The organism is Lactonifactor longoviformis (assembly GCF_042848515.1).
Lineage (GTDB): Bacteria > Bacillota > Clostridia > Lachnospirales > Lachnospiraceae > Lactonifactor > Lactonifactor longoviformis.
This window is the reverse complement of sequence record NZ_AP031453.1, coordinates 1583699-1607827: the sequence shown is the minus strand read 5'-3', so window position 1 is coordinate 1607827 and position 24129 is coordinate 1583699. Positions and strand designations below refer to the sequence as shown.

Genomic DNA, 24129 nt, shown 5'->3' with positions numbered 1-24129 from the left:
CCCTCTCTATTTTATATAACCTAATTTTCTCAGTAATCTAAATGATGCTTCGCCGGTTTCACAATTTCCAAGCAGATGAAAATGTTTCTCGATCTTTTCTATATTTCTGCTTTCATCAAATGATTGGATGCAATCTGTTAATTCTTCCATTGATTTTGCTGCAGGATACGGCCAAGTCTCCACCGGTGTATAAAAATTTCTTTCCTCTTTATAAGCTTCTATGTCAGGAGTAAAGAGAAAGCCTGCTTTTTTTGTCAGGGCATAGTCCCACATACTAGAAGAAAAATCAGTAATTAGTACATCTATAGCAGCTAAAAGTTCCTGCATATCCGGATAGTCACCTGCATTAATAACACCTGTGTGCTCCCTGCCCTGTACTGCATGGTGCATTCTTTCCATCACTATCCAATTTCCGCCAAACCTTTTTTGGAGGGCTGCCTTTAGTCTTACATAATCCAACTCCATATTAAAAGAAGCTGTATTAAAATCCCCCCGATATGTCGGAGCAAACAGTACGATTTTATCACGGCAGCCTAAATTATAATATTCTCTAATTTTTTTATACAACTCTGTTAAATTTCCATTCACCAGTTTATCATTTCTGGGCATTCCAACTTCTAAAAACTTTTCCCTTTTTACTTGTTGCGCAGAGGACATAATATCTGAAAACTTTTTGTTTGAAGACAAGAAAAAATCAATAATACTGCCGCCATATCTGTCTATCTTGTCCTGCAATTCATTTAAAGAAGCATCCTTTCCTGCACGTTTATAGGCTCCGCCTCCATGCCATGTGTTAACATAAGTTTGGGAAGCTCTTTTAGGCAATAAACTTCCGCACGGAAGCCCCATATTATAAATTACAAGTTTGGCAGAAAGGATATATTTAAAATAAGCAAAGCTTTTAGACGTTATCAATTCTATTTTTCCTTTCATTGCCTCCGGAATATACACATCTGCTCTATCATTTACTATCCAAATATACTTATATGCACCATCTAAGTTCTGGAGCATATAACGGCAGATATACATTGGATTACATGAAATATTCCTGCCCGCATATGAGCAAAAAACAACTTCACGATCATTGACCTTCCGCAGCCAAAAAAGTTTAAGTATCTGCCGTATACAGCAGATTAAAAAATATTTAAAATTGTTCATATTGCTTCGTTCTCCAGACATCTCTTATTATTTCAACTTATCAAAAACAGCTCCTTTACTATTTTGCATCTTACATACAATATAAGCAAAAAATGAATTCAAGCTGGCGCACTTTGTTTTAAAAATCAAGTTACACACCCGCTCTTGAATTGTGGACCCTTTTGCATATTTGGCAGCTTCTACTGAATTTTCATGCTTGAGGATACGTTTATTCTCCCTATAAATTTCTTTTATAGAAAATCCTGCTGCCTCAGCATTATTTCTCACCATAGCTGCTATACAATGTTTTATATGCACATTTGCCACCATAGTCCGCACATTCCCCACGTATAAATTATTCTGCTGCAAGAGGGAACGCATCGCATCCAAACGGACATTAATTAATTCAAAATAGTTCGGCAAAAACCTTTGGGTTAATGCCTCTGAAGTTGCTTTCACATAATGATAACCGGTATTGTCGCTGCTGGACAAACTTTTAATATAGTTCCAGTATTTAACATTAAATAAAAAGTCCTCGATCAAAGGACACTTCTCGAACTGCAGATTGTTATCATTAATTATATTAGTTTTATATAACTTAATACATGTATAGGCAAATACCTTCTTACTGTCAAAATAGACCGCACTTTTTAAAATTTCTTTGCGCCGGTCAATATATTTAGCGTCAACCTTTACTTCTCTTTTTACAATTGCCTCTGTGCGTGTTTCATTCATCGTCTCATGTGTATAGCCACCGATAATTAAATCACTATGTCTTTCTTTATCGGCTTCTAATAACTTCTCGATGTGTTCAACATCAATCCAATCATCTGCATCGAGAAAGGTCAGATACTCACCAGAAGCACAAGACATCCCAGAATTTCTGGCTGCACTAAGTCCCTCATTCTGATCTTTTTTAATCAGCTTGATTCGAGTATCGCTGCCTGCCATCTGTTCTAAAATTTTGCGCGTATTATCTTTGCTTCCATCATCAACAATAATAATCTCAAGCTCTTTATACGTCTGGTGAATAGCACTTTCTACCGCCTTTTTCACCGTTTTCTCTGCATTGTAGGCAGGTACAATAATACTTATCATGTAATATCCCTTACTTTCTTAGAAATCGTTTATAAACTTTACTTCGCAATGAATTGGGCATAATGCAAACAATAAAATGGCCCCCCATTGAATAAAGGAAATCTATCCAAGAATAAAACCCCATTTCTCTTAATTTCCACTTAAAACTTACCATCGCTTTCAAATAATCAGTACCGCCTCTCCGTTGATACAAATCCTCACCGGCACGCATATATAATATTGGGGATTGTATGTTATAACACTTTGCACCATTCATAATCATCCTCACCCAAAGATAATAATCCTCAAACCATAAGCAGTGAAGATACCCTCCGGCTGCTTCTACTGCCTCTTTTTTATACATCACACACGGATGGTTAAATGGGTTCCTTTTTTTGGCAAATTTTCTAATCTGCGCATCGTTTTCAGGAAGTTTCCGCTGACTTATCTGATTTGCAGTATCCCCCTCAAATTCGATTACTGTGCCGCTGATCACATCATAGCCCTTCTGGATTAGGTTCAACTGCCTTTCACACCGTTCCGCAAAGGCGATATCATCTGAATCCATCCGAGCTATGACACTATTGCGGCACTCACCAATTCCAATATTCAATGCTTTTCCAAGCCCAAGATTCTTCTCCAGGTAAATAACATGAAAAATATCGGGATACCTAGTTGTATAATCATCAACGATCTTATACAATCCTTCCGTTAAAGGCCCATCGCACACCAAACAAAAATCATCGGTTTTACGAGTCTGATTTAATATGCTATCTATACTTTCCTTCAAAAACTCCGGTTTTTCTTTTTTATATACAGACATTAGAACAGAGTAATTCTCAATCATAAACTTTTCATCTCCCCTATTCCGTGAAATCGGTTTTATCCCCTTCTTTTTTAATAGCTGTAATCTGATCCGCCTCTACCCCTTCTGTACTTTCTTTCATAAATAAAATTTTGAATGTCATAATCAGTAGCTTAAAGTCTAATATAATGGAGTAGCTCTGAATATACATCAAATCTAATTTCAATTTATCATAGGCAGTGGTATTATATTTTCCATATAACTGGGCATAGCCAGTGAGACCTGCTTTTACCTTTAGCCGATAACTGAACTCAGGAATTATTTTTTCATATTCCTCCGCTATTTCCGGACGTTCAGGACGAGGCCCAACCAAACTCATTTCACCTTTTAAAACATTGATCAGCTGAGGCAGTTCATCTACTCTTGTTTTTCTTATCAGCTTACCAATGGGTGTGATTCTGCTGTCATTTTCACTAGCCAAACGAGCAACCCCATCCTTTTCAGCGTTGACTATCATACTTCTAAATTTATAAATAGAAAAAACCTTACCGTCAATGGTAAGTCTATTTTGTTTAAATAATGCAGGTCCTCTGTCATAACCTTTAATTGCTATGGCAGCCACAAGCATAATAGGTGATGTGATTAGGAGCATAACAGCCGACACTGCAATATCCACAAATCTTTTGGCCAAACGCTGCTCAAAAGTAAGACCATAATTTCTGGCTAATAATAAAGGCGTATCAAAAATATGGAGAGTCTCTGAACTGCGGATTATAATATCTGAAATTTTAGGTGTCATATAAATTCTTTTAGAATTAGCATAACAAAACTTCAAAATTTTATTTCTCAGGGCAGCATGGACATCGTAGACTACCACACCATCATATTTTAAAATCTCTTCAAAAATCTTCTCATTTCCGACTTTTATATTAATCTTTTTAGCTATCCTATATTTATCTCTTCTGGTATTCATTTTCATAAATAGATCATCAGCTGCATAAGTATCGTAAATCAGCAGCAGCTGTCTTGGAGGGAAAATTCTGGCATAGACAAACTCAAAAACAGGCGCAAATACCGCAATTACCAATATCTCAATTAAAGTCATGACCAAAATGGGCACAAAGGTAACCAGTGCTCTGGAAAGAAGAACAATCTGGAAATACATCACCACATTTGCACAAAGTCCAGAAAGGGCCTGGGAATACACTAAATTAGTCTTTTTTAATATCCCTACTTTCAGCCCCCCATACACATACATGAACATTAATAAAAAGATTACATATACTAAAACAATATATGTATTGCCTTTCGCATAAAAGGGTTCAATCCATAAACCTTTACTATAGTAATGGCTCCACACATATTTAAAAATCAACGCCTCCAGTAGAATAATGATTGCAATAGCTGCGGTTCTTAATATTCTTTTGTATTGTTCAAAGTCTGTCCTTTTCATTCTAACTTCCTACTTTTTCCTTAGTTTTACTTTAATCTGCAGATACACTTTCCCAATAACATCTCTAAAAACATAAATTGTGGCAAAAACACCAACTGCAAACGCTGCCAGATTTCCTATATACGATAGTTTTATATAAACAAAAGTAACACCTGCGGTCAAAATGGTAAACATACCTATAAACCTCATGTCCATTTTGACGCGAATCTCTTTTGATAAGATCCGAATACGAATAATTACATTTATTAAAAATCCTAAAAATAAGGCTATACTTGCTCCCTGAACACCTAAAACAGGCAGCAACAAGTGCACACATATTACATTAACAATGCTTCCAACTACAGTTGTAAAAAATAATATATCATTCTTTTTGATGGCACTAAATATATTGCCCAAAAACGAACTAGTAGATGAGGCTATGGTAGCCAATAAATATATGGGCACCATATTTTTTGCTTCATTGTAGGAGTCATCGATCATGATAGGGAAAACAAAAAACACAACCGGAACCAGCAAAATCAATCCCATCCCTAAAAACTGTATAAAAGAGTTAATTGCAACAGAATAAAAATTACTGTTATCGCTATCCGAAGTCGCCTCCTTGGAATAGGAAATTTCCTGCCACGCCATATTAAAACACGATGTAAAGAGATTAATAACCGATCCAAATCTTGTCGCCACAGCGTAAAGCCCGTTAGCTTCCTTTCCCAAAATATTTGAAATAGCAACTCGATTATAACTTGTTAAAAACCAATAAGCTACTGAGTTCATACATAAAGGAATAGAAAATCTGAACATTTGCTTAAATATGCCATAGTCAAACTTCTTAACTGATATTAATTCATGAGCACGTATGCCATAGCCTACGATAGCAATATTCACCATATAGCCAATACATCCTGATATAAACATGGCACTATAATTCATTTTAAACACAACAATCAGTATAATATTGCTAACTGTTGTGACTAAGGTGCCGATAAGACCTGAGGATGCATAGAGTACATTCTTACCAAAGCCTCTTGCTAAGTATCCAAATAAAATTTGTGTGTTCATTAATAAGCCAAATAAATAAATGTAAAACAAATATGGAATATGAGCGACACACCCTACACCAATTATAATAGCCGTGTACACAGCAGTTGATAACAAGAAAATAGCAAACCCACTATTTATAGGCTTCTTTTTCTTTTCTCTCGTATCATGTTCAAACATAAAACGCATAATCCCTGCCCAAATATCCAGATAGAGTACAGAGCAGAGAAACGTAATATACGCAGAGGCAAGATCATAAGTTCCCATGTCTTCCGGGGAGATATATTTTGTATATATTGGCAGCATTAAAAATGAAACCAATTTTATTAAAACAGTACCAATAAAGTAAATACCAGATGCTTTTAGAAATCTAATTAGCTCTTTCATTCGTTTAGACCTTCAATTTTATTACGCCACCAAGCTTTAAAATTATGGTGAGATGTCCGTTCAGCCATGGGAGGCAGCGTCATGTAATCCCCATATTCCCTTCTAAGGAATTCATCATAACCTACAGGGGCCTGTAACATATGCCCCTCAAATTCTAATTTAACCCTTTTTGAGACTACCCATGCAGGCATCATCACCTCTTCGCGATAGGTTCCTTCCAGGCACCCAACATATAACGCACCATCTACCGCATATTTGCTGCTGTAATAATCCTGCAGTCTCAGAATATTTTTACTTCCAACCATCTTTCTAACGAAAAAAGTAATATATCTTCTTGGTTTTCCTTCTGCAAATCTCCTATGAAACGTAGAAAACTTTCGGAAAGAAGGAGCTCTTTGTCTGTCTAAAAATAGACACTTTCTCAGATGGCGCTGATATTTTTTATCCCCAGGCCCTTTGCCGGGCAATCCGTCGTAAGGAAATATATCAATATATATCCCCATCATACATTGCACGTCCAAATCGGTTTCCAGTAGACAAGTCCTAGTATCTACAACTTTTGCAAATGAGTAGATATAATTGTCTTTATTCTTTCTATTGATTACCTGATAGGGAGAATGCTGGTCATTATTTATAATATCAACTATCTTATTGTAATCATCTCTGGGCATCCAGATATCAATATCATCGTCCCACGGGATAAAACCTTTATGCCTTACTGCGCCCAGAAGTGTGCCATCCGACATAAAATAGTACAGATGATTCCTCTCACAAACAGCATCGACATACAGCAGTATATCCAGTGCTATTTGCTGTATCTCTGATACTTCATATATCTCCTGCATATTTATTCCACAGCCTTTCATAATCTTTTGCTATTATAATACATTATGTTTTAAAAAACAATATTATCTAATCCATGCACCATCTTCATCAAATAAATATTCTTTCCCCAAAAGAAAAATAGTTTCATCACAAGCCATATTTCCATACTTTTTAAGATAGTACCAATTTTTCTTGTAGTATACCCACCCATTGACCATCTTTCCGGTTTTATCCAAATAGAACCAATCATTATCATCATATATCCAGCCTGTTTTTATCAATCCCTTTTCATCCATAAAATACCAATTATCTTCATAGTATGTCCAGTTCACTCCCATTCCGGCCTCTGTTAATAAATACACCTTACCATCTTTGTCCTGGAACCACCCCAACTGCATAATTCCATCGGAATCAAAATGGTACCATCTCCCATATATATCCCCCCAGTTATCTTTTACAAATTCTCCATTCTTCTGCTTTAACATCCATCCATCTGTAGTTTCTACCCAAGTTTTTAGCTTTTCCGCTGATACGTTTTCTGTACTGCCAGACAACAAAACTATAGTCAATATAAGATATAGAAGCCTTTTCTTCGCCTTACTATTCACCAATTACTCCTTTCTAACGCCGCATACCCGGGATCCATTTGCCGCTGCTGTCCAGATAATAATTACCGACCCAGCCTGTAGCCATATCTCCCTGCTGCCTAAAGTAATACCAGTCCTTGTTAATTTGCAGCCAGCCGATTGCCATAGCGCCGTAATTTTTCAGATAGTACCATTGCCCATTTTTATTGAGCCATCCAGTTTTCATTAAGCCGCTATCCTGAAAGAAATACCATTCTCCGTTTATACTGCTCCATCCCGTTGCCATAGCACCGCTGTTCCATAGATAATACCAGCCATCGCCTGTCTGCATCCATCCTACATTCATAGCGCCACTATTCTTCAGATAATACCATCTATCATTCTCATAAATCCATCCCGTTGCCATAACACCACTATTTCGGAAGAAATACCATTCTCCGTTTATACGCTCCCATCCCGTTGCCATGTCGCCATTGTTCCGCAAATAATACCATATATTATTCTCCTGGAACCATCCAGTTATCATTGATCCATCTTCCTTAAAATAGTACCATTTCCCTTTGATAAATTCCCATTTGGTACTCATGGAACCATTTGCTCTTAGATAATACCATTTATTGAAAAGCTTTTTCCAACCAGTTGCCATTTTCCCATCGTTGTTCATATAATACCATATGCCATTTACATCAATCCAACCTATCTTCATCTCTCCGTCATAATAAGAACCAAAATAATACCAGCTATTATCAATATACTTCCATCCACTGGCCATATATCCTGATTCATTAAAATAATAAGTTTTATTATTTATCTTTCTCCAACTATTTGTAACGTATTTACCGTTTATCAACTGATACTTCCAGCCGCCTGGTTCCTCTACCCACTTCTCTTGTACAGGATTAGGAACCCATGTTCCATCAGTGTCAAAGTAATTTCCGGCTACCCAGCCTGTCTGCATTTCTCCACTTGTATTAAAATAATACCAATTATTGTCAATGAACGTCCAGCCTGTCTGCATTATTCCATCTTTATCTAAATAATACTTATTATTCTTTTCAATTATCCACCCAGTCCTTTTATGCCCTTGAGCATCCATTAAATACCAAAAGCCACTATCAGTATCCCTAACCCAAGCTGAAACCACTACATTAGGTGAATTATCAAAATAGTACTCATTGCCATTCAAGGATACAAAACCTTGGTACGGAAATTGGTAACCATCCCTATAGCAAGTATAGTAGGGGCTGCTGTTACACTCCCAGAAGTAGACCTCATCCTCTGAAACATTAGTTGTTATTTCTTGACCACTCAAGTCAAATATTACAGCATCATAACTGTTTGCCATGTTGGCTACACTATATAGCCTGGTTCCATTGTTTTCTGCAAGATAAAGGATTGACTCCATCCTCTCAGCTGAAACCGTCAATGTTGAATAGTATCCTGTCTGTACTAAATAGTCTGGATTTAGCGCATATAAATATTCCGGTGTATTAGAACTAATGTAGCCATGATGCCCCAATTTTAAAATATCAACCTCACCAATATAGGGAATCAATTTCAATTCATCCCCATCATAATTTCCGATGTCGCCGCCTAAAAATGCGGTATGAGCATTTACGCTAACCTTCACTCCCAAAGAGAAATAGTTTGCATCAGGTTTCGGTGTGATTTTATAATCATCGGAATAATTTACAATCTCTAGCTGCATATCACCTAGTGTAAAATTGGGATTTCCTGTTGTTTTGGGATCCTTTTCCAATGTCGTCTGATTCGGATCTGAACTCTTAGACACAGGTACCCCTCTGTCCTCAATTGTATCAGGTGCCTGTGGATCTGAATCTGATAAAGGATCTACACCAAATTCTTCATGAATCTCCTCCGGAGACATGTATTGATAAGATACCTCGTTTTGTAAGTTCTGATCTTCATCCCCCATAGTACTAGACTCTGCCTCTTGAGCAGGCGTGATCGGGGCATTTTCATCAAAATTCTGGATCAAAACAGATCCAGCTTCTTTCGCTGCTTCGATCAGCCGGTCATAAACATACAGATTGTCCCACAGATTGCTTGGACTAGAGATATACTCATCTTTATACTCCATCATATATACACGATCTGGCTTAAATTCTTTTATAATATAAGAAGCCGAGCCAATATGAGCGCTGTGAGGGTGTGTCCCTAAATAGAATTCAAAATTGTCCTCTGTCACTCCCACAGAGTGCATATAGTCAACTACTTGTTCCTCATACCCATGACTATCTATTACTGTCCCGTGCCGTACAGGATAACGGGGATCCGAGCCATCAGGATAAGAAGTATCCTCCCCGGAATCTATCATGCCAAATCGCCCGTTGCTTTCTAATAATATTGCATCATTCCATGCAGGAATTGCTATAAAATGTATTTTGGAATTGCCAATATCAGACGTTTCCTCTGCATGGATCTCTTGAGAATATCCAGTCAAGATAACAACCAAGCCTAATATAATACTTATCATTCTGCTTTTTCTACTAATCACTTTATCACCTAACACCCTTATTTTCATAATCCATATTTAACCATTTCTTTTCAACTTTATTTCATAATTATTACACATTATAACCTAGCATACAACCAATTACAATCAATGTCTTTATTTTTGAGAGAAATTTAATTTTTCTTAATACTTTTTAAAGCCAGAAGTGTTATACTACTAAAAGACATTTTTTTAAAGGAGAAGTTTATGTTACAAAATTTTAATGATAAGCAGAAAAAAAGAATATGCAGGTTATTAGAAATTGCTTTCTTGGCATTTCTTTTTGTTTTTTACTTTATGTGGGCCTATCATCAGCCTTTTAACTCTGCACCAGATGAAAAGATGCGATATGACATACCACAGTACATATACGAGCACGGTGCACTTCCTCACGGTGGCGATCCCGAGATACGGGATGAAAATTGGGGGATTTCCTATGCTTTTAATCCAATACTATCCTATATCTTCTCGGCACTATTTATGAAGATAACTAGTTTTTTTACTACCGCACCTTTCGCGTTACTAATGGCTGCACGTACAGTGAGTGTCTTCTGGGGAGTGATAACTGCTTACTTCGTAATAAAAATCTCAAAAAAGCTGCTCCCTATTGCTTACAGGGGATTATTTATTGTTCTTATTACACTGCTTCCACAGATGGCATATTTATCTTCTTATGTAAATACTGATGCAATGGCCGTAACCTCCTCAGCTATTATTATCTATATGTGGCTCCTGGGTCTGGAAACAAATTGGAATAAAAAGAGCTGTATCGGCTTAGCCGTTGGACTTGCACTATGTTCCCTTTCCTATTATAATGCTTATGGATATATTTTGTGCAGTGTTTTCCTTTTTCTCATTTCCACATTATGTATGGGTGAAAAAAAGTTCAATTACTCCTTTATGCTAAAAAGGGGGCTTTTGATTGCCGGAATTGCACTTCTTTTAGCTGGATGGTGGTTTGTGAGAAGTTATATTATTTATGATGGAGATATTTTGGGCATGTCTACCAGCAGAAAATATTCAGAATTATATGCCGCTGACGCATTTAAGCCTTCTAATAGGGTTACATATAAGTCTGGCGGATATTCAATTATCGGCATGCTGTTCAATAAAGGTGGTTGGATTGAAACAACCAAATTTAGTTTTATCGGTTGTTTCGGATATATGGAGCGTTATCTTGGCGTACGAACTTATGATCGATATATCTATTTAATAGCTGCCGGAGGAATAGGCGTATTAATAAGTTTTGTACAATTATTTCAGCCTTATAAAAATAAGCAGTGGATAAAAAGAAATGTACTCAATATTATTCTAGCTATAGCTATGGTAATACCCGTGCTGTTAACAATATACTATGCCTATGCATCTGATTATCAGGCTCAGGGGCGATATGTCATGCCAATGATAATTCCCCTGATGTATTTTACCATGGTAGGCTTAAAAAAAATATTGGACTATTTTGTCAAAGCAGAACGAGTTTGGATTATCACTAATGTCTATGCAATTATTTTATTTATAACTGTAATACGTACGTATACAAATGTATTTTTAACTATGTTTCAATAAGTTTAAGGAGGAACATTATGATCGATTTTAACATCCCACCTTATGTGGGAACTGAAATAGAATATATAAAGATGGCTATAAAAAATAAAAAGCTCTGCGGCGACGGGCCATTCACTGGTAAATGCAGCAATTGGATCAAAAAAAATTTTCATGTGAATCAAGCGTTTTTGACAACCTCATGTACACATGCCTTGGAAATGGCGGCAGTGTTGGCAGATGTCAAAGAAGGGGACGAAGTTATAATGCCTTCTTATACTTTTGTATCTACCGCAGATGCCTTTGTTCAAAGAGGAGCCAAAATAGTATTTGTTGATATCCGCCCAGACACTTTAAACATAGACGAAACTTTAATAGAGGATGCAATAACTCCTAAAACAAAGGCTATTGTTCCTGTCCATTATGCTGGGGTTTCTTGCGAGATGGACACTATTATGAGTATTGCCTCTCACTATAAGCTCAAAGTAATTGAAGATGCAGCCCAGGGATTTGGCTCCGCCTATAAAGGGGTCCCTCTTGGGACAATAGGCGATTTTGGATGTTATAGTTTTCATGAGACCAAAAATCTGAGTATGGGAGAAGGCGGAGCTATTGTTTTTCAAGATAACTCTTATCAGGAAAAAGCAGAAATTTTAAGAGAAAAGGGAACCAATCGAAGTAAATTTTTTAGGGGACAGATTGATAAATATACCTGGATGGACTACGGTTCTTCTTATCTGCCAAGCGATATGAATGCCGCATACCTATGGGCACAACTGGAGGCAGTGGATATTATACAAAAGGATCGTATGGCATCCTTTAATTTCTACCATGAAGGACTTCGCCCACTTATGCAGAAAGGTTATATAGAATTGCCATATATTCCAGAAAACGCAGAGCATAATGCACATATGTATTATATAAAACTCCCTGATTTAGACTCCAGAAGTCAACTAATTTCATACCTCCGGGAAAAAGGTATCTTAAGCGTGTTTCACTATGTACCGCTGCATTCTTCTCCGGCTGGCAAGAGATTTGGCCGATTCCATGGGACAGATAACTATACGACAAAAGAAAGTGAACGGTTGATGCGTCTTCCTATGTATTATGGATTGACACCGGACACGATAGAATATATAGTAGAGACTATTTTAAATTATTTTAGATAAATGATAGTTTATATGCCTTGATTTCAGAGGTATAGAGTCGGCGAGCAGAGCGTCGCTGACGGACGGTGCTCCTGCGGGGATTCCGGTTTTGTCTTAGACTCTCTTCGCGACGGAGGTGTCCCCGGAACCCAGTCCTTCCTCCTGTCCGAACCAGACAGCCCGCTGCCGCAGGATTCCTTTCACCGTCCCTCTGCCACCCACACCTGCCGTCTTGAATGCCCCTGAGCCGATGTCCAAGTTACACTCCTAAATCCCGATTAGCCAATAGAGTAGAGAAATAACCGCAAAAGTTATCTCCCTCTCATTGAACCGTACATACGGGTCTCGTATACGGCTCTACAACTTATATTCCAACATTTCTTAGATAATAATTTAAAGGATTGAGCAAACCAGCTCCGTCCTTTATTTTATTTTCAAGCATATCCGGACTTATAATGAAATTCACTACATTCATTCCGCTTTGTCTGTACCAACCAAGCCTTGTATTTGCTACTTTATAAATAGCTTCGTGGTCAAATCCATTCTTATTCTTTTGATTGAGATAGCTTAGGTTTCTATATATTGTCTTGGGCGTTTTCCATTGTTTTATCACAATCACTCTTATCTTGTGCCTAAGCCATGCCCCAAACTCTTCCATAAACTGTTTCATCATTCCTATTCTAAAGTAATTAATCCAGCCTCTGGCTATTTCATTCACTCGCTTTATTGTTTCTGCAAGCGGTCGTGCAACAGCTTTATTTCTTTTGAGGCATTCACTTAATTTCTGTTTTAACTTCTTTTTCTTTTCCGCGGTAGGTTTTACTTTCCATTCGCCACCATTTTTCAGAAATGTGAATCCGAGATATTTACTTCTTGTAGGTCTGACTACTTTGGTTTTTGTGGCATTTACTTTTAGGAACAGTTTTCTCTCTATCCAGTCTGTGATGGATTTCATTACTCTGTTGGCTGCCATTTCACTTTTTGTGAATATCATTGTATCATCTGCGTACCTTGTAAATCGAAGTCCTCTTTGCTCCAGTTCCTTGTCTAATTTATCAAGATACACATTAGAAAGTATAACTGAAAGCGGTCCTCCCTGTGGCACGCCAGTCCTTGTTGCTTCTTCCAGCCCTTTCTCCATTACTCCTGCTTTCAGATATTTCCTAATCAGGTTTAATGTGGTGCTGTCATTCACTTGCTCTCTAAGAATTTGAATTAACTTATCGTGATTTACTTTATCAAAGAATCCCGTTCACTATCACTAAGGTAATGTGTAAATCACAATACCTGCAATTATTATTAGATTTCCAACTAATTTTCCTCTGTTTATCTTTTCTTTCAGCACCCCGACCGACAGCAATAAAACAAATACATAGGTAAATGCATCTATCACAGGTCCATATTTCATTTCAACCTGTGTATATGCATATGTATTTGTAAGCAAAACCGCAAAAAATATACCGTATGCAACCACTACCCGCCAATTTAAATATTCAAATATAGGATGTTTGTAAGTTCTGTTCGCACTCTGTTTCAACAGTACCTGAGAGATTGCCGAAAAAAAAGTGCACCCAAACATTAAAAGCATAAATAATCTATTCATATCTCTGCACCACCAATACTCCAATGAATACTACACATATTCCAACTATATTATGTACCGAAAGACTTTCATGAAAAATGAACACCGCCCAGAGCTGAGACCAGATCAGATATACACTTCTATTGGCATATGCAGTAGACAAATCAAATCTTTTAATTACCTTCTGCCACGCAATTGCATAGATAAAACAATTTAACACCATTAAAAACAAAAATAAATATAATTTCCAACCATAGATACCGTTATTATTATATTCTATTGATGCCAGCTTTGAAAAAATACTGGTAAAAGAAAATAACAAGATATTTAAATGCAGCAATATATATTTTTTAATTCTTTCCATATGTTCCTCCATTGATACTTTTAGGTATCGAAAGATGTCGCCTAAAAGCATGGGCATACCTGTGATTATAACATTCTTTTATACTTTCAGCAACCTTGCTCTGATCTTTTAGCATTGACCCCATCTCCAAAAAGTCGTATAATGTTTTAAAATGTCTTTATCAAGCTATATAAAAAGGAGGCTATTATGAGTTTATATTCGGTCGTTGTACCAGTATATAATTCTGAGCATACACTGGACGAGCTTTACGGGCGTCTCCGCAAAGTTTTCGATGAAACAATGAAAGAACCCTTTGAATTAATTCTGGTAGACGACAGCTCCAGAGATAATTCTTATGACAAAATGCAGATGCTTCACCAGAAAGATCACCGGGTTAAAATTATACAGATGGCTAAGAATTTTGGTCAGCATCCCGCATTGCTATGTGGCTTTCACTACGCAACAGGAGATTATGTTATCACTATGGACGATGATCTTCAGCACCCGCCGGAAGAGATACCGAAACTGGCAGCCGTGATTAAGGAACGCTCTGACGTTGATGTCATTATTGCTAAATATGAGGGAAGAAAGCATAACGTTATCCGCCGTCTCGGTACCCGCGTGTCTGTGTACGCAACCTCTAAAATGCTTAACAAGGATCCGAACCTGGAAATCACCAGCTTTCGGCTGATGCGGAAATTTATTGTAGATGCCATCCTGCAGATGAATGTAAGACTGCCTCAGATAGGTAATCTTTTAGTGCAGACATCCAATCGGATTATCAATGTTACAGTTCATCACGACGAGAGAAAGTACGGAAAGAGCGGTTATACCTTCCGAAGGCTCATGCGGGATTTGATTTACGATATTACCACTCATTCCGCACTGCCCCTGATCATAGTACGTGATATTGGAATCATCAGTTTCTTTGCAAGTATACTTCTCGGTATTTTCTATCTCGTCCGATACTTCGTGTACGGCGTATCCGTAGAAGGCTTTACGACTCTCGTGCTTTTACTGGTAGCTTATTCCGGACTATCTTTGCTTGGCATCGGTGTTATTGGGCAATATCTCATGAATATCCTTAATGAATCAAGAAAAATGCCTAACTATATTGAGCGAAGGAAGGAATTATAATGGTACTATGAAGGAAATTGGTGGATACCTTGAATTAGAAGAGCTGGCCGGGGAAGAATATTATAAAGACATGTATCGCCTGAATTTGGGCAGGACAGCCCTGCTGTACCTATGCCGGCTTAGGGGATGCAAAAAGCTTATACTTCCCTATTTCCTGTGTGATTCTGTAATAGAGTCCTGCAGACAAGAGGGAATAGCCATAGAATATTATCATATAGACAGAAATTTAATCCCTCAGGTACCGGATGCCCTGGAGTCCGGAGCTTACCTTTATCTGGTGAATTACTATGGTCAGCTAACAGATAAATCTATTCTATATTATAAGAAGAAATACAAGCATATTATCGTTGATCATACTCATGCATTTTTCCAACGCCCCCTTCCCGGGGTAGATACTATATACTCCTGCCGAAAATTCTTTGGGCTTCCTGACGGAGCTTATCTGTCTACAGACGCATCCCCAGTACTTCCCCTATCCCAGGATCTGTCCGGCAGCCGCATGGAACATCTTCTGGGACGATATGAAAAAGATGCCGCCTCCTACTATAGCACAATGTTAAACAATGCATCCTCTTTTCAGCAGGAGTCTCCGAAGTTAATGTCCCGTCTTACTCAGAACTTATTGAAAGGCATTGATTATGAGCGCATCATAGAACGGCGGGAAATTAACTATCGTCGTCTGGATAAATATCTTGGGGACAGGAATCCACTGCCTTTTCAGATGCCCAGAGGACCTTTTACTTATCCCTTTTATTATCCTAAGGGCATAGAGCTTAGAAAATTAACTGCCTCCTGTAAGCTTTACCTTCCAACCTATTGGAATAACGTAATTCAGCACGCAGCAGCTGAAAGTGCTGAATATGACTATGCATCTAATATCCTTCCCCTTCCCTGTGATCAAAGATATAGCCCACGGGATATGGATGCAGTGGCTGAAAGATTATTTGCTGCAATCAAAGATTTGGAGAGAGAAAAATGAGACATCGGCTGCTAATATTAGGATCCCTGACTGAATTCGTACTTATTACCCGTATGGCAAAAGAGCGGGGTTTCTTTACCGTCGTGTGCGATGCAAATGAGAATGGGCCCGCTAAGGCATTTGCAGATCGCGCATATCATATTAATGTAGAAAAGACAGATGAGATAGCAGTTATCTGCAAAAAGGAAAAGATAGACGGGATAATCACTTCATTTTCCGATCGCCTTTTTGAGTGTATGGTAAAAATTGCTGCCAAAGCAGAACTAAAATGTTATCTAACCCCTGATAAACTGGATTATTACCGGAACAAAATTATTATGAAAGATATGCTAACACAGCTGAAAATCAGTACTCCCAGCTATCGAAATCTAAGACCGGATTTCCAGCTTCATGATTTAGAGGATATACAATTTCCTGTGGTTGCAAAACCTGTAGATAAATATGGTTCCAGGGGGATCTACGTATTGAATCAGCCGGAGGAAATCCGCCGGTATTTCCATGATATATGTAAAACTTCTGAAATCAAAGAAATTCTAATTGAAGAATACAATCCGGGCTACGAATTTAATATGATGTCCTGGGTATTGGATGGAAAAGTACATGTACTCAGCATTGCAGACCGGGAAAAAACAGAGATAGAACCCGGCAGAATCCCAATCAGCACCCGCAACGTATATCCCTCCCGCTTAATGGAAGATGTATATGCTGAAGCGAGTACTATTCTTCAGAAGGTTGCGTCCTATACTCAGCAAAAAGAGGGGGCTCTCTCTATGCAGTTTTTCTGGAGACCTGGTGAGCCGGTTCAGGTCTGTGAGATCGCCGGACGATTTTTCGGCTATGAGCATGAATTAGTAGAATACAGCAGTGGTCTATCCATTGAGAAGCTTCTCTTAGACTATGTCTATGACGAACCTTCTCTTAGAAGAGACTTGTCTGCGCACTCCCCCTGGTTCTCCCGCTGCAGTGCTGTCTTATATTTTCATGGTAGGGAAACTGACATTATGGATGAAAGTGAGGCAGTCAGTCTTTCCAAAGAGGAAGATATTGAAAATTCTATCCTTTTCTACAAGGAAGGGGAACGTATATCCCCAGAAAATCCCCGCCCCTACGTGGCCCGGTATTATATAACCGGGGATACGCGGGAAGCAGTTGATAAGCGAACAAAAGAAATTTTCCACAAAATGACGATCAAAAATACCGCGGGGGAAGAAGTTTTGTACCGTAACCGAGTGCCGGAGTATCCGGCAAGATAAAAAAGACGAAGCACTGCTTCGCCTTTTTTATTTCTTTCTGTTCAGAATCAGCCGAATAACCACCATCAAAACAGTAAATACTATTAATCCGCACAGAACCAGTATTATCAGCTTCATTATATTTTGCGTATGTTCTTTCTTTTTATTTTGTTCCTTCTGTATTCTCTTCTGTTCCTCCTGTTGTTCTTTCTCAAGAGCCTCCTGTTCTTCCTGTTCTTTCACCTGATCATAGGATTCTCTGGTCACGGTCACACTTCCAACCGGGTATTCACTGCACCTATAGGTGGTTAGTACCTTATCCTGCTGTATATCTTCAAGAACTTCCAATTCAGATTCCTCCATCCCGGCAGGTATAACCCCTTCTCCCCCCTGAATCACCTCGCCCTTTGCTGTGAATTTCAAAGCCTTGAAATTATCAAATCCATAATCCAAAACTGTCTTTGTATCCTTGACAATCTGGGTTCCATCCCCTTTCATCAAAACACATACCAAGAGAAGATTATTTCTCTCCGCAAATGTTACCAGAGTACTTTGGGCTGCGTCTGTATAACCAGTCTTCCCACCCAGACATCCCTCATAGTACCAGTCGCCTTCATGGATCATAGCATGATGATTGTCAAATGTCCTTGCCTTAGCATTTTTATTTGTCGGCTCTATTGTATAAACGACTGTTCCAAGTATCTTTCTGAAGGTTTCATTTTGAATGGCTGCCTGACCAATCAATGCCAAATCATGAGCAGTGGTATAGTGGCTGTCATCGGGAAGACCATTGGCATTATTAAAATGGGTTCCTGTACAGCCCAAATCTGCTGCCTTTTCGTTCATCATATTCACAAAATTCTCTACACTCCCGCCAACATATTCAGCCACCTGCGTTGTAACCTCATTGGCTGATTTCAACATCATTGCATAGAGACATTGTTCCATAGTGAGAACCTCTCCCACCTGCATACCGATATTACTGCTCCCCGGATAAGCATCCTTAACTCCGGTTTCTGTAAAGGTTACCTGCTCGTCCAGGCTGCTGTTCTCCAGAGCCAGCAGAGCAGTCATTATTTTAGTAGTACTTGCAGGATACATTCTCTGATCCATTGATTTATTGAATAATACCGTGCCTGAAGCGGCATCCATCAGTATTCCTGTTTCCTCTGCAATATCCACAGCTTGGGGCCATCCGGCAATTCCATTAGTAGTTACAACAGATGGATCGGCCGGCGCAGGCGGTACTGCCTCCGATATGCCCCCACTGTCCTCCTCCGGCAGTTCCCCAGCAGACTGCTCTGTATCATTGCCCGCAGTACCAGATTCCGTTGCCCACACCTGAATGGGGCTTATATTGCTAAATACAATTGCAGCCGATACCGTACAGGCTGTTATTGCGCCAAATATTCTTGTTTTCAATCTCATTCTCTTCACCTCATACGCAGATTCTTTTTTATTATATGATATTTTCCGGTATGCCGCAAGACTAAAAAGGCCGCAGCCTGACAGCTGCCGCCTTTTTATTTCATGAAACTCCTCTAGTACATTTTAGCACTTTTTTACATATGTTAAAACATACTCGTCTCTCTTCTGCATCGCGCGTTTCATCCGGTCTATGCCATAGGATCCGAAATCCTCACCCCGAGCCTCTTTTAATATCGTCCATGCACTCCACAAAACATCCTGGCAAATTTTAAAAATAGCTATTTTCTCTTTTGAAATTTCATCCGGCTGTTTTTGAAAATAATGCTCCAGAAAGAGCTCCTCCTCCAGTGGCTTAAAATCACACTCCGCCAGATGGGCTGCCAAATCCCACATGGGGTCATTATATCCAGCGTATTCCCAGTCAATAAGGTACATTTTCCCGTTTTTGTCCTTAATAAAATTTTCTGCTACCAAATCGTTATGGCAGGGTTTCAGCTCTGTGCCCAGTTCTTCCAGGCGCTCCAAAAGTTCATAGAAAAATTTATCCACAGTCTCAAACCCGTCATAATAGACACCGTTTGCTTCATGGATTTGTTTCTTATATTTTTCATATTCTTCTTTCACACTAAAAGTGCCATACATCTTCATATTTGATTCATGAAGTTCTCTCAGAATGGCCGTTGTTTTCTTCATGTTCATCTCTAAACGAGCCGTCTTTCCATTTAGTGTTTCGGCCTGTGGAATACACTCTGTAATCTTAATTCCAGTTTCAACATTACAGTACACCGTAGAAGGATTAATTCCCAGCGATGATGCTAAGGCCGCATTATGCTGCTCACTCTTTCTGTCTATCATTACATCTGTCCCTGCACCAGGCATCCGCAAAATATAGCGTTTTCCCTGCACTTTAACAAAAAAGTTGGTATTGGTCATGCCTCCGCCTATGCTGCATTCCTCTATGTCCTCATCTCTTACAGACATACATACTTTTAATGTTTCTCTGGCATGATTTTCTTTTCGAAGCCTTTCCCTCTTTTTAATTTTGGGATACACTAATTTTTCTGCCTTACGGTAAAGCTGGTCGTTTTCAATCACGGTCCATGCCATATCATCAGCCATCACCCCTGTAATCTGATAAATACGGCCAATATTCTCAAGAACATATTCATAGTTCAGCAAAGGGTTCTGATTATCCTTGAAGTAATCCAGCATCTTTTCAAATAAAGCATACGATATCTTACTGATGCCTACCAACTCGGCATCAATATGATTCATCTGTTTGATATCTTTTGAGATTCTAAAAATCGTATTGTCCGGATTTAGTTCTACGTACGCCTCATCATTAGAATCGCTGGGATTTGTAAGAAGAACACAATTTCTGTCAGGACATTCCAGCAATTTGGAAATAGCAGTCTCCTCAAATATCTGATTGGCATCCACCAAAAGAAAATCCTCTTTTATAAATCCTTTCACCGTACTCAGTGACGCCATAGTTCCGGTCCATTTATACCTGTCATTTACTACCAGATGGACATTCCTACGGTTTTTGAAGTAATTTCTATACTCATCTTTCTGATATCCAACAACAATATAATAATTCTCTATTCCATGCAGAGACAGGTTTCTCATGATCAGTTCAATCACTGGCAGTCCGTCAATGGTAAGAAGTCCGATTGGCTTTGTAAAGCACAGATTGATTCCAGCCGCCAGTATCACAGCACTTTTCACAAATGAACTATTCTCTCCAGAATCTAAAATCAGTCTCTCAACCTGCTTATTCTCAAGACTATTCTCAAGATATTCCCGCCCTTTTCCAGAGAGACCATATTTTTTATCTTTTTCTATTAGATATCCTTCCCCAACCAATTCCTTCAAAGAAGAATTAATATTTCCAACGGACATGTTGCAGGCCTTGGCTAAAGCCCTCTGGTTTATAAACCCCAATTTGTTAATATGATAAAGAATATTATAATACTTGTGCATAAATAAATCCCCTTTTTATATAGTTCAATTTTTGAACTATTGTGATTATATCCGATGAACAGAAGTTTGTCAATAACAAACCAACTGTTTAAGTCCATTTCTGCAATGCTAAGTTTAATTTAACCATCGTGCATAGCGTTGTCTTGTATAGCGGCAGTTTCTTCTCAGCCTACCTATTTCATTATACTATTACTATATATTAGCAAATTACTTTTTAAATAAAATAGGAGCTATTGCCACATAGATGTATATCCATCCACACTGCATTAGCTCCTAGAATTTATTATTTATTATTAAACCACTTTTTAAATTTTATCATACTTCCGGGTCGGTGGGATCCCAATTCTGGGAAGCCGGTATTTTCTGTGCCACTGGCTTGTCATAAGGCCCCGGAATCACATTGTCATATATTTCAACTTTCATCCCTAAAGAACAATTGTCAAAGATCCACTTTGCATCCCTAACTGTCATACGTACACATCCGTGTGATGCAGGGGATCCAAGGCGATTATATTCCGCAGCCGGCAGACTATAACTATTCGTACCATAACCGGCAACCGAATGGAATAGTATTCCGCCTACAATTCGTGTACAGTACTGACCATATGACGGTCCCATCAAAACTCCCCACCGCTGTTTTTGACTAGTATAGAAAGTTCCCGTAGGAGTTGGGGTAGCAGGTAACCCAACGGAGCAAACAAAGGAAATTACAGGAATCGTATACCCAGCTCCACCATCCTGTGCATAAATAGTGATACAGCATCTTTGTCTGTTAATCTTAGCCATGTATGGTCCCTTAACTTTGCTTCTCAAATCCTGAACCAGTCCACCGCTGCTGTTAAAGTAGTATTTGTAACCATCAATATACTTCCAGCCTGTAACCATATAACCATCCGCGCCCAAGTAAAACCACACTTTACCTTTTCTTACCCATGCGCTCTTAGCCAACTTTCCATTCGAATATTTAAACTGCCACAGACCCGAGTTCGAGATCCATTGACCGGATGTCTCATATGTAGAATTCGCTAATTTATAATCTGAAACATACTTTCCATTCTCATCTACAAATTTTTGTCCAATCCAACGATTTACCGCCATACCACCGCCAGCAGTAAGATAATAATTTCCTACCCACTGGTTTGATACCATAGCTCCTCCGCTGCTTAAATAATACCAAATTCCATCTACCTCAATCCAACCAGTGGCCATTGCTCCGCTTGGCCAGCAATAATACCAGTACTTTCCATCCTTGAACCAACCTGTAACCATACCTCCATCGGATTTAAAATAATACCATGCCTTTCCTATTTGGAGCCAGCCCGTTGCCATTGCTCCGCTGGATTTAAGATAAAACCATACATTTCCTATCTTAACCCAGCCCGTCGCCATGGCCCCGCTGTCGTATAAATAATACCATGTGCTACCTATCTTCTTCCAACCGGTAGCCATACCTCCGCTTCCATTAAAATAATACCATTTGCCCCCAATCTGTTCCCAGCCAGTAGCCATAACACCACTTGGATAGCAATAAAACCAAATATTATTCAGATAAATCCATCCAGTCTTCATAATGCCCTGATTATCAAAATAATACCATTTGCCCCCTAACTGATACCAGCCTACAGCCATAGCTCCGCCTGGTTTTAGATAATACCAGTTATATCCTTCTTGATACCATTCGCTTTCCTTCATATAACCGTACTTGCCAAAATAGTATCTTTGTCCATTTATCTCTTCCCACTCGAGCTCGGGATACGTACCGTCCTCATATTGATACCACCAGCCTCTGTCATTGCGCTGCCATCCTTCTTCAACGGGCACATACTCTTTTATAACTTTCCCAGTCTCATCTGTTATGTACTTTACACCGTCAATCAGCTCACCTTCCGGCTTCGTCTGTATAGGTGTCCCATCTTCATCTAAGTAATACTTATCTTCACCGATCGTCTGAATCCCGAAGCGTTTTTCTAAGATACCATCTTTATTAAAATATAACTTCTTTCCGCCGATTTCTTTCCAGGCATCTGTCGCGAGAGTAAAGTCCTCATTAATAAAAACATTCTTCAGTGCAGCCGGACCAGTTCCGTCATCATAGGAAATCTCCGTCTGAAAACCAACTTTTCCTGGCTCCTGTTTTCCATCTGCTCCAAAGTAGCAGTAGATAGCTTTTTCATCTGCATTCTGTGTCTTCACCCAGGTACTGCGGGCAGTTTTACCGTCCGGAGTTACAAAGTAATATACCGGTTTTGAAATCTCTCCCTCTTGCTCAAAGCCGATTGCTACATATCCCTGAAATTCTGCGGGCAGTTCAGGAAGCTTCTCGCCGGATGGCTGACCCTCCTGATATTCATAAACATTCCACTGGTCAAGCACGTCAGGTTTATTGCTGTCGCTTGCCTCCAATTTAAACAAATACTTAGGAGCCGCCTTCTCTCCCTCTTTTACTGCCCATATCCATCCGCCGTCTGCCTGATTCCATCCCTCGGCATACGTTACAGTTTTGGAATTGTCACTCTGCTGTGTACCCAGTTCTGTAGGTACATCTCCTGCAGTCGCTCCCACCGGTACCGGTGGTACTAACATCGTTGCACTCAGCAATAGCGCCAGCAGCCGCATTCTTCTTTTCTTCATTTATACGTCCTCCTCATGCAATAATTCTATTAACACTGCTGATAAAAATCGGGTAACTTTTTATCCTACAGCCTATAGTATAAGGGAATACTATATTAATAGATATATATAATTTACCACTTTTTTCTTCAAAATACAACCAATTCACTCCAAGAAACAGTCCTGCAGTTATTAAGTTTTCATTAAGCATTGTAACAAAAAAGCCTTATTTTATCCTGGTTTTAAGGAATCGCTAAATGTTCATTTTTTGAATATATTACTTGACAAGCGCACCGGTTTCCTCTACAATGCATGGTGATAATC

General features: G+C 38.8%; 20 protein-coding genes and 1 pseudogene. 5 read left to right on the top strand and 16 right to left on the bottom strand.

Annotated elements, in window-relative coordinates:
- Positions 1 to 6 precede the first annotated feature (6 nt).
- The 8 genes from ACGHCT_RS07480 to ACGHCT_RS07445 are packed head-to-tail and all read right to left on the bottom strand — an operon-like array spanning position 7 to position 9824.
- Positions 7 to 1158 carry a CDP-glycerol glycerophosphotransferase family protein gene (locus tag ACGHCT_RS07480; protein WP_390439242.1) on the bottom strand — a complete coding sequence of 384 codons (1152 nt, stop codon included), beginning with the start codon at positions 1156 to 1158 and terminating at the stop codon, positions 7 to 9.
- A 27-nt stretch (positions 1159 to 1185) separates the two neighbouring features.
- Positions 1186 to 2235 carry a glycosyltransferase family 2 protein gene (locus ACGHCT_RS07475; protein ID WP_390439240.1) on the bottom strand — a complete coding sequence of 350 codons (1050 nt, stop codon included), beginning with the start codon at positions 2233 to 2235 and terminating at the stop codon, positions 1186 to 1188.
- A gap of 10 nt (positions 2236 to 2245) precedes the next feature.
- Positions 2246 to 3061 (bottom strand): glycosyltransferase, encoded by an 816-nt coding sequence (locus ACGHCT_RS07470; RefSeq protein ID WP_072853690.1) that lies wholly within the window; start codon positions 3059 to 3061, stop codon positions 2246 to 2248.
- 16 nt (positions 3062 to 3077) lie between these two features.
- Positions 3078 to 4472, bottom strand: a complete 1395-nt coding sequence (locus tag ACGHCT_RS07465) for a sugar transferase (RefSeq protein WP_072853692.1) — start codon at positions 4470 to 4472, stop codon at positions 3078 to 3080.
- A 9-nt stretch (positions 4473 to 4481) separates the two neighbouring features.
- Entirely contained in the window at positions 4482 to 5894 is a 1413-nt protein-coding gene (locus ACGHCT_RS07460) for a lipopolysaccharide biosynthesis protein (protein ID WP_390439237.1), read from the bottom strand.
- Positions 5891 to 6760: a phosphorylcholine transferase LicD gene (locus tag ACGHCT_RS07455; RefSeq protein WP_390439235.1), complete on the bottom strand. Its 870-nt coding sequence runs from the start codon at positions 6758 to 6760 to the stop codon at positions 5891 to 5893. The genes ACGHCT_RS07460 and ACGHCT_RS07455 overlap by 4 nt, the downstream gene beginning before the upstream one ends.
- Positions 6761 to 6802: 42 nt before the next feature.
- The gene (locus tag ACGHCT_RS07450) at positions 6803 to 7327 is read right to left on the bottom strand and encodes a hypothetical protein (protein ID WP_390439233.1); all 525 of its coding nucleotides are present in this window, start codon (positions 7325 to 7327) and stop codon (positions 6803 to 6805) included.
- 13 nt (positions 7328 to 7340) lie between these two features.
- Positions 7341 to 9824: a hypothetical protein gene (locus ACGHCT_RS07445; RefSeq protein WP_390439229.1), complete on the bottom strand. Its 2484-nt coding sequence runs from the start codon at positions 9822 to 9824 to the stop codon at positions 7341 to 7343.
- A gap of 204 nt (positions 9825 to 10028) precedes the next feature.
- Between ACGHCT_RS07445 and ACGHCT_RS07440 the strand changes: the two genes are divergently transcribed.
- Entirely contained in the window at positions 10029 to 11387 is a 1359-nt protein-coding gene (locus ACGHCT_RS07440; RefSeq protein WP_390439228.1) for a hypothetical protein, read from the top strand.
- A gap of 17 nt (positions 11388 to 11404) precedes the next feature.
- Positions 11405 to 12532 (top strand): dTDP-4-amino-4,6-dideoxygalactose transaminase, encoded by a 1128-nt coding sequence (gene rffA, locus ACGHCT_RS07435; protein ID WP_390439226.1) that lies wholly within the window; start codon positions 11405 to 11407, stop codon positions 12530 to 12532.
- Positions 12533 to 12625: 93 nt separating this feature from the next.
- On the opposite strand, the gene ACGHCT_RS07430 is transcribed toward rffA, so the two are convergent.
- The 5 genes and pseudogenes from ACGHCT_RS07430 to ACGHCT_RS07410 form a co-directional block, all read right to left on the bottom strand.
- Positions 12626 to 12769 carry a hypothetical protein gene (locus ACGHCT_RS07430; protein WP_158641016.1) on the bottom strand — a complete coding sequence of 48 codons (144 nt, stop codon included), beginning with the start codon at positions 12767 to 12769 and terminating at the stop codon, positions 12626 to 12628.
- A gap of 106 nt (positions 12770 to 12875) precedes the next feature.
- A complete protein-coding gene (locus ACGHCT_RS07425) occupies positions 12876 to 13358 on the bottom strand; it encodes a group II intron maturase-specific domain-containing protein (protein ID WP_390440143.1) in 483 nt (160 codons plus the stop codon).
- 12 nt (positions 13359 to 13370) lie between these two features.
- Positions 13371 to 13748 (bottom strand): annotated as a pseudogene (locus ACGHCT_RS07420) (reverse transcriptase domain-containing protein); the annotation flags it as partial.
- Between the two features lie 24 nt (positions 13749 to 13772).
- Positions 13773 to 14114 (bottom strand): EamA family transporter, encoded by a 342-nt coding sequence (locus ACGHCT_RS07415; RefSeq protein ID WP_084068036.1) that lies wholly within the window; start codon positions 14112 to 14114, stop codon positions 13773 to 13775.
- Positions 14107 to 14457 (bottom strand): EamA family transporter, encoded by a 351-nt coding sequence (locus ACGHCT_RS07410; RefSeq protein WP_072853705.1) that lies wholly within the window; start codon positions 14455 to 14457, stop codon positions 14107 to 14109. Before ACGHCT_RS07410 ends, ACGHCT_RS07415 begins: the two co-directional genes overlap by 8 nt.
- A 186-nt stretch (positions 14458 to 14643) precedes the next feature.
- Between ACGHCT_RS07410 and ACGHCT_RS07405 the strand changes: the two genes are divergently transcribed.
- The 3 genes from ACGHCT_RS07405 to ACGHCT_RS07395 are packed head-to-tail and all read left to right on the top strand — an operon-like array spanning position 14644 to position 17805.
- Positions 14644 to 15573, top strand: a complete 930-nt coding sequence (locus tag ACGHCT_RS07405; protein WP_072853707.1) for a glycosyltransferase family 2 protein — start codon at positions 14644 to 14646, stop codon at positions 15571 to 15573.
- Between the two features lie 7 nt (positions 15574 to 15580).
- Positions 15581 to 16552 (top strand): hypothetical protein, encoded by a 972-nt coding sequence (locus tag ACGHCT_RS07400; protein WP_390439223.1) that lies wholly within the window; start codon positions 15581 to 15583, stop codon positions 16550 to 16552.
- Positions 16549 to 17805, top strand: coding sequence for an acetyl-CoA carboxylase biotin carboxylase subunit family protein (locus ACGHCT_RS07395; protein ID WP_072853711.1), 1257 nt, complete (start codon positions 16549 to 16551; stop codon positions 17803 to 17805). The genes ACGHCT_RS07400 and ACGHCT_RS07395 overlap by 4 nt, the downstream gene beginning before the upstream one ends.
- Before the next feature lie 27 nt (positions 17806 to 17832).
- On the opposite strand, the gene ACGHCT_RS07390 is transcribed toward ACGHCT_RS07395, so the two are convergent.
- The 3 genes from ACGHCT_RS07390 to ACGHCT_RS07380 all read right to left on the bottom strand — a co-directional run bounded on the left by ACGHCT_RS07390 (position 17833) and on the right by ACGHCT_RS07380 (position 23826).
- Positions 17833 to 19212, bottom strand: a complete 1380-nt coding sequence (locus ACGHCT_RS07390; protein WP_390439221.1) for a serine hydrolase — start codon at positions 19210 to 19212, stop codon at positions 17833 to 17835.
- A 123-nt stretch (positions 19213 to 19335) separates the two neighbouring features.
- Positions 19336 to 21195 carry a phosphotransferase gene (locus tag ACGHCT_RS07385; protein ID WP_390439219.1) on the bottom strand — a complete coding sequence of 620 codons (1860 nt, stop codon included), beginning with the start codon at positions 21193 to 21195 and terminating at the stop codon, positions 19336 to 19338.
- Positions 21196 to 21510: 315 nt separating this feature from the next.
- Positions 21511 to 23826, bottom strand: coding sequence for a L,D-transpeptidase (locus ACGHCT_RS07380; RefSeq protein WP_072853716.1), 2316 nt, complete (start codon positions 23824 to 23826; stop codon positions 21511 to 21513).
- Positions 23827 to 24129: the final 303 nt, after the last annotated feature.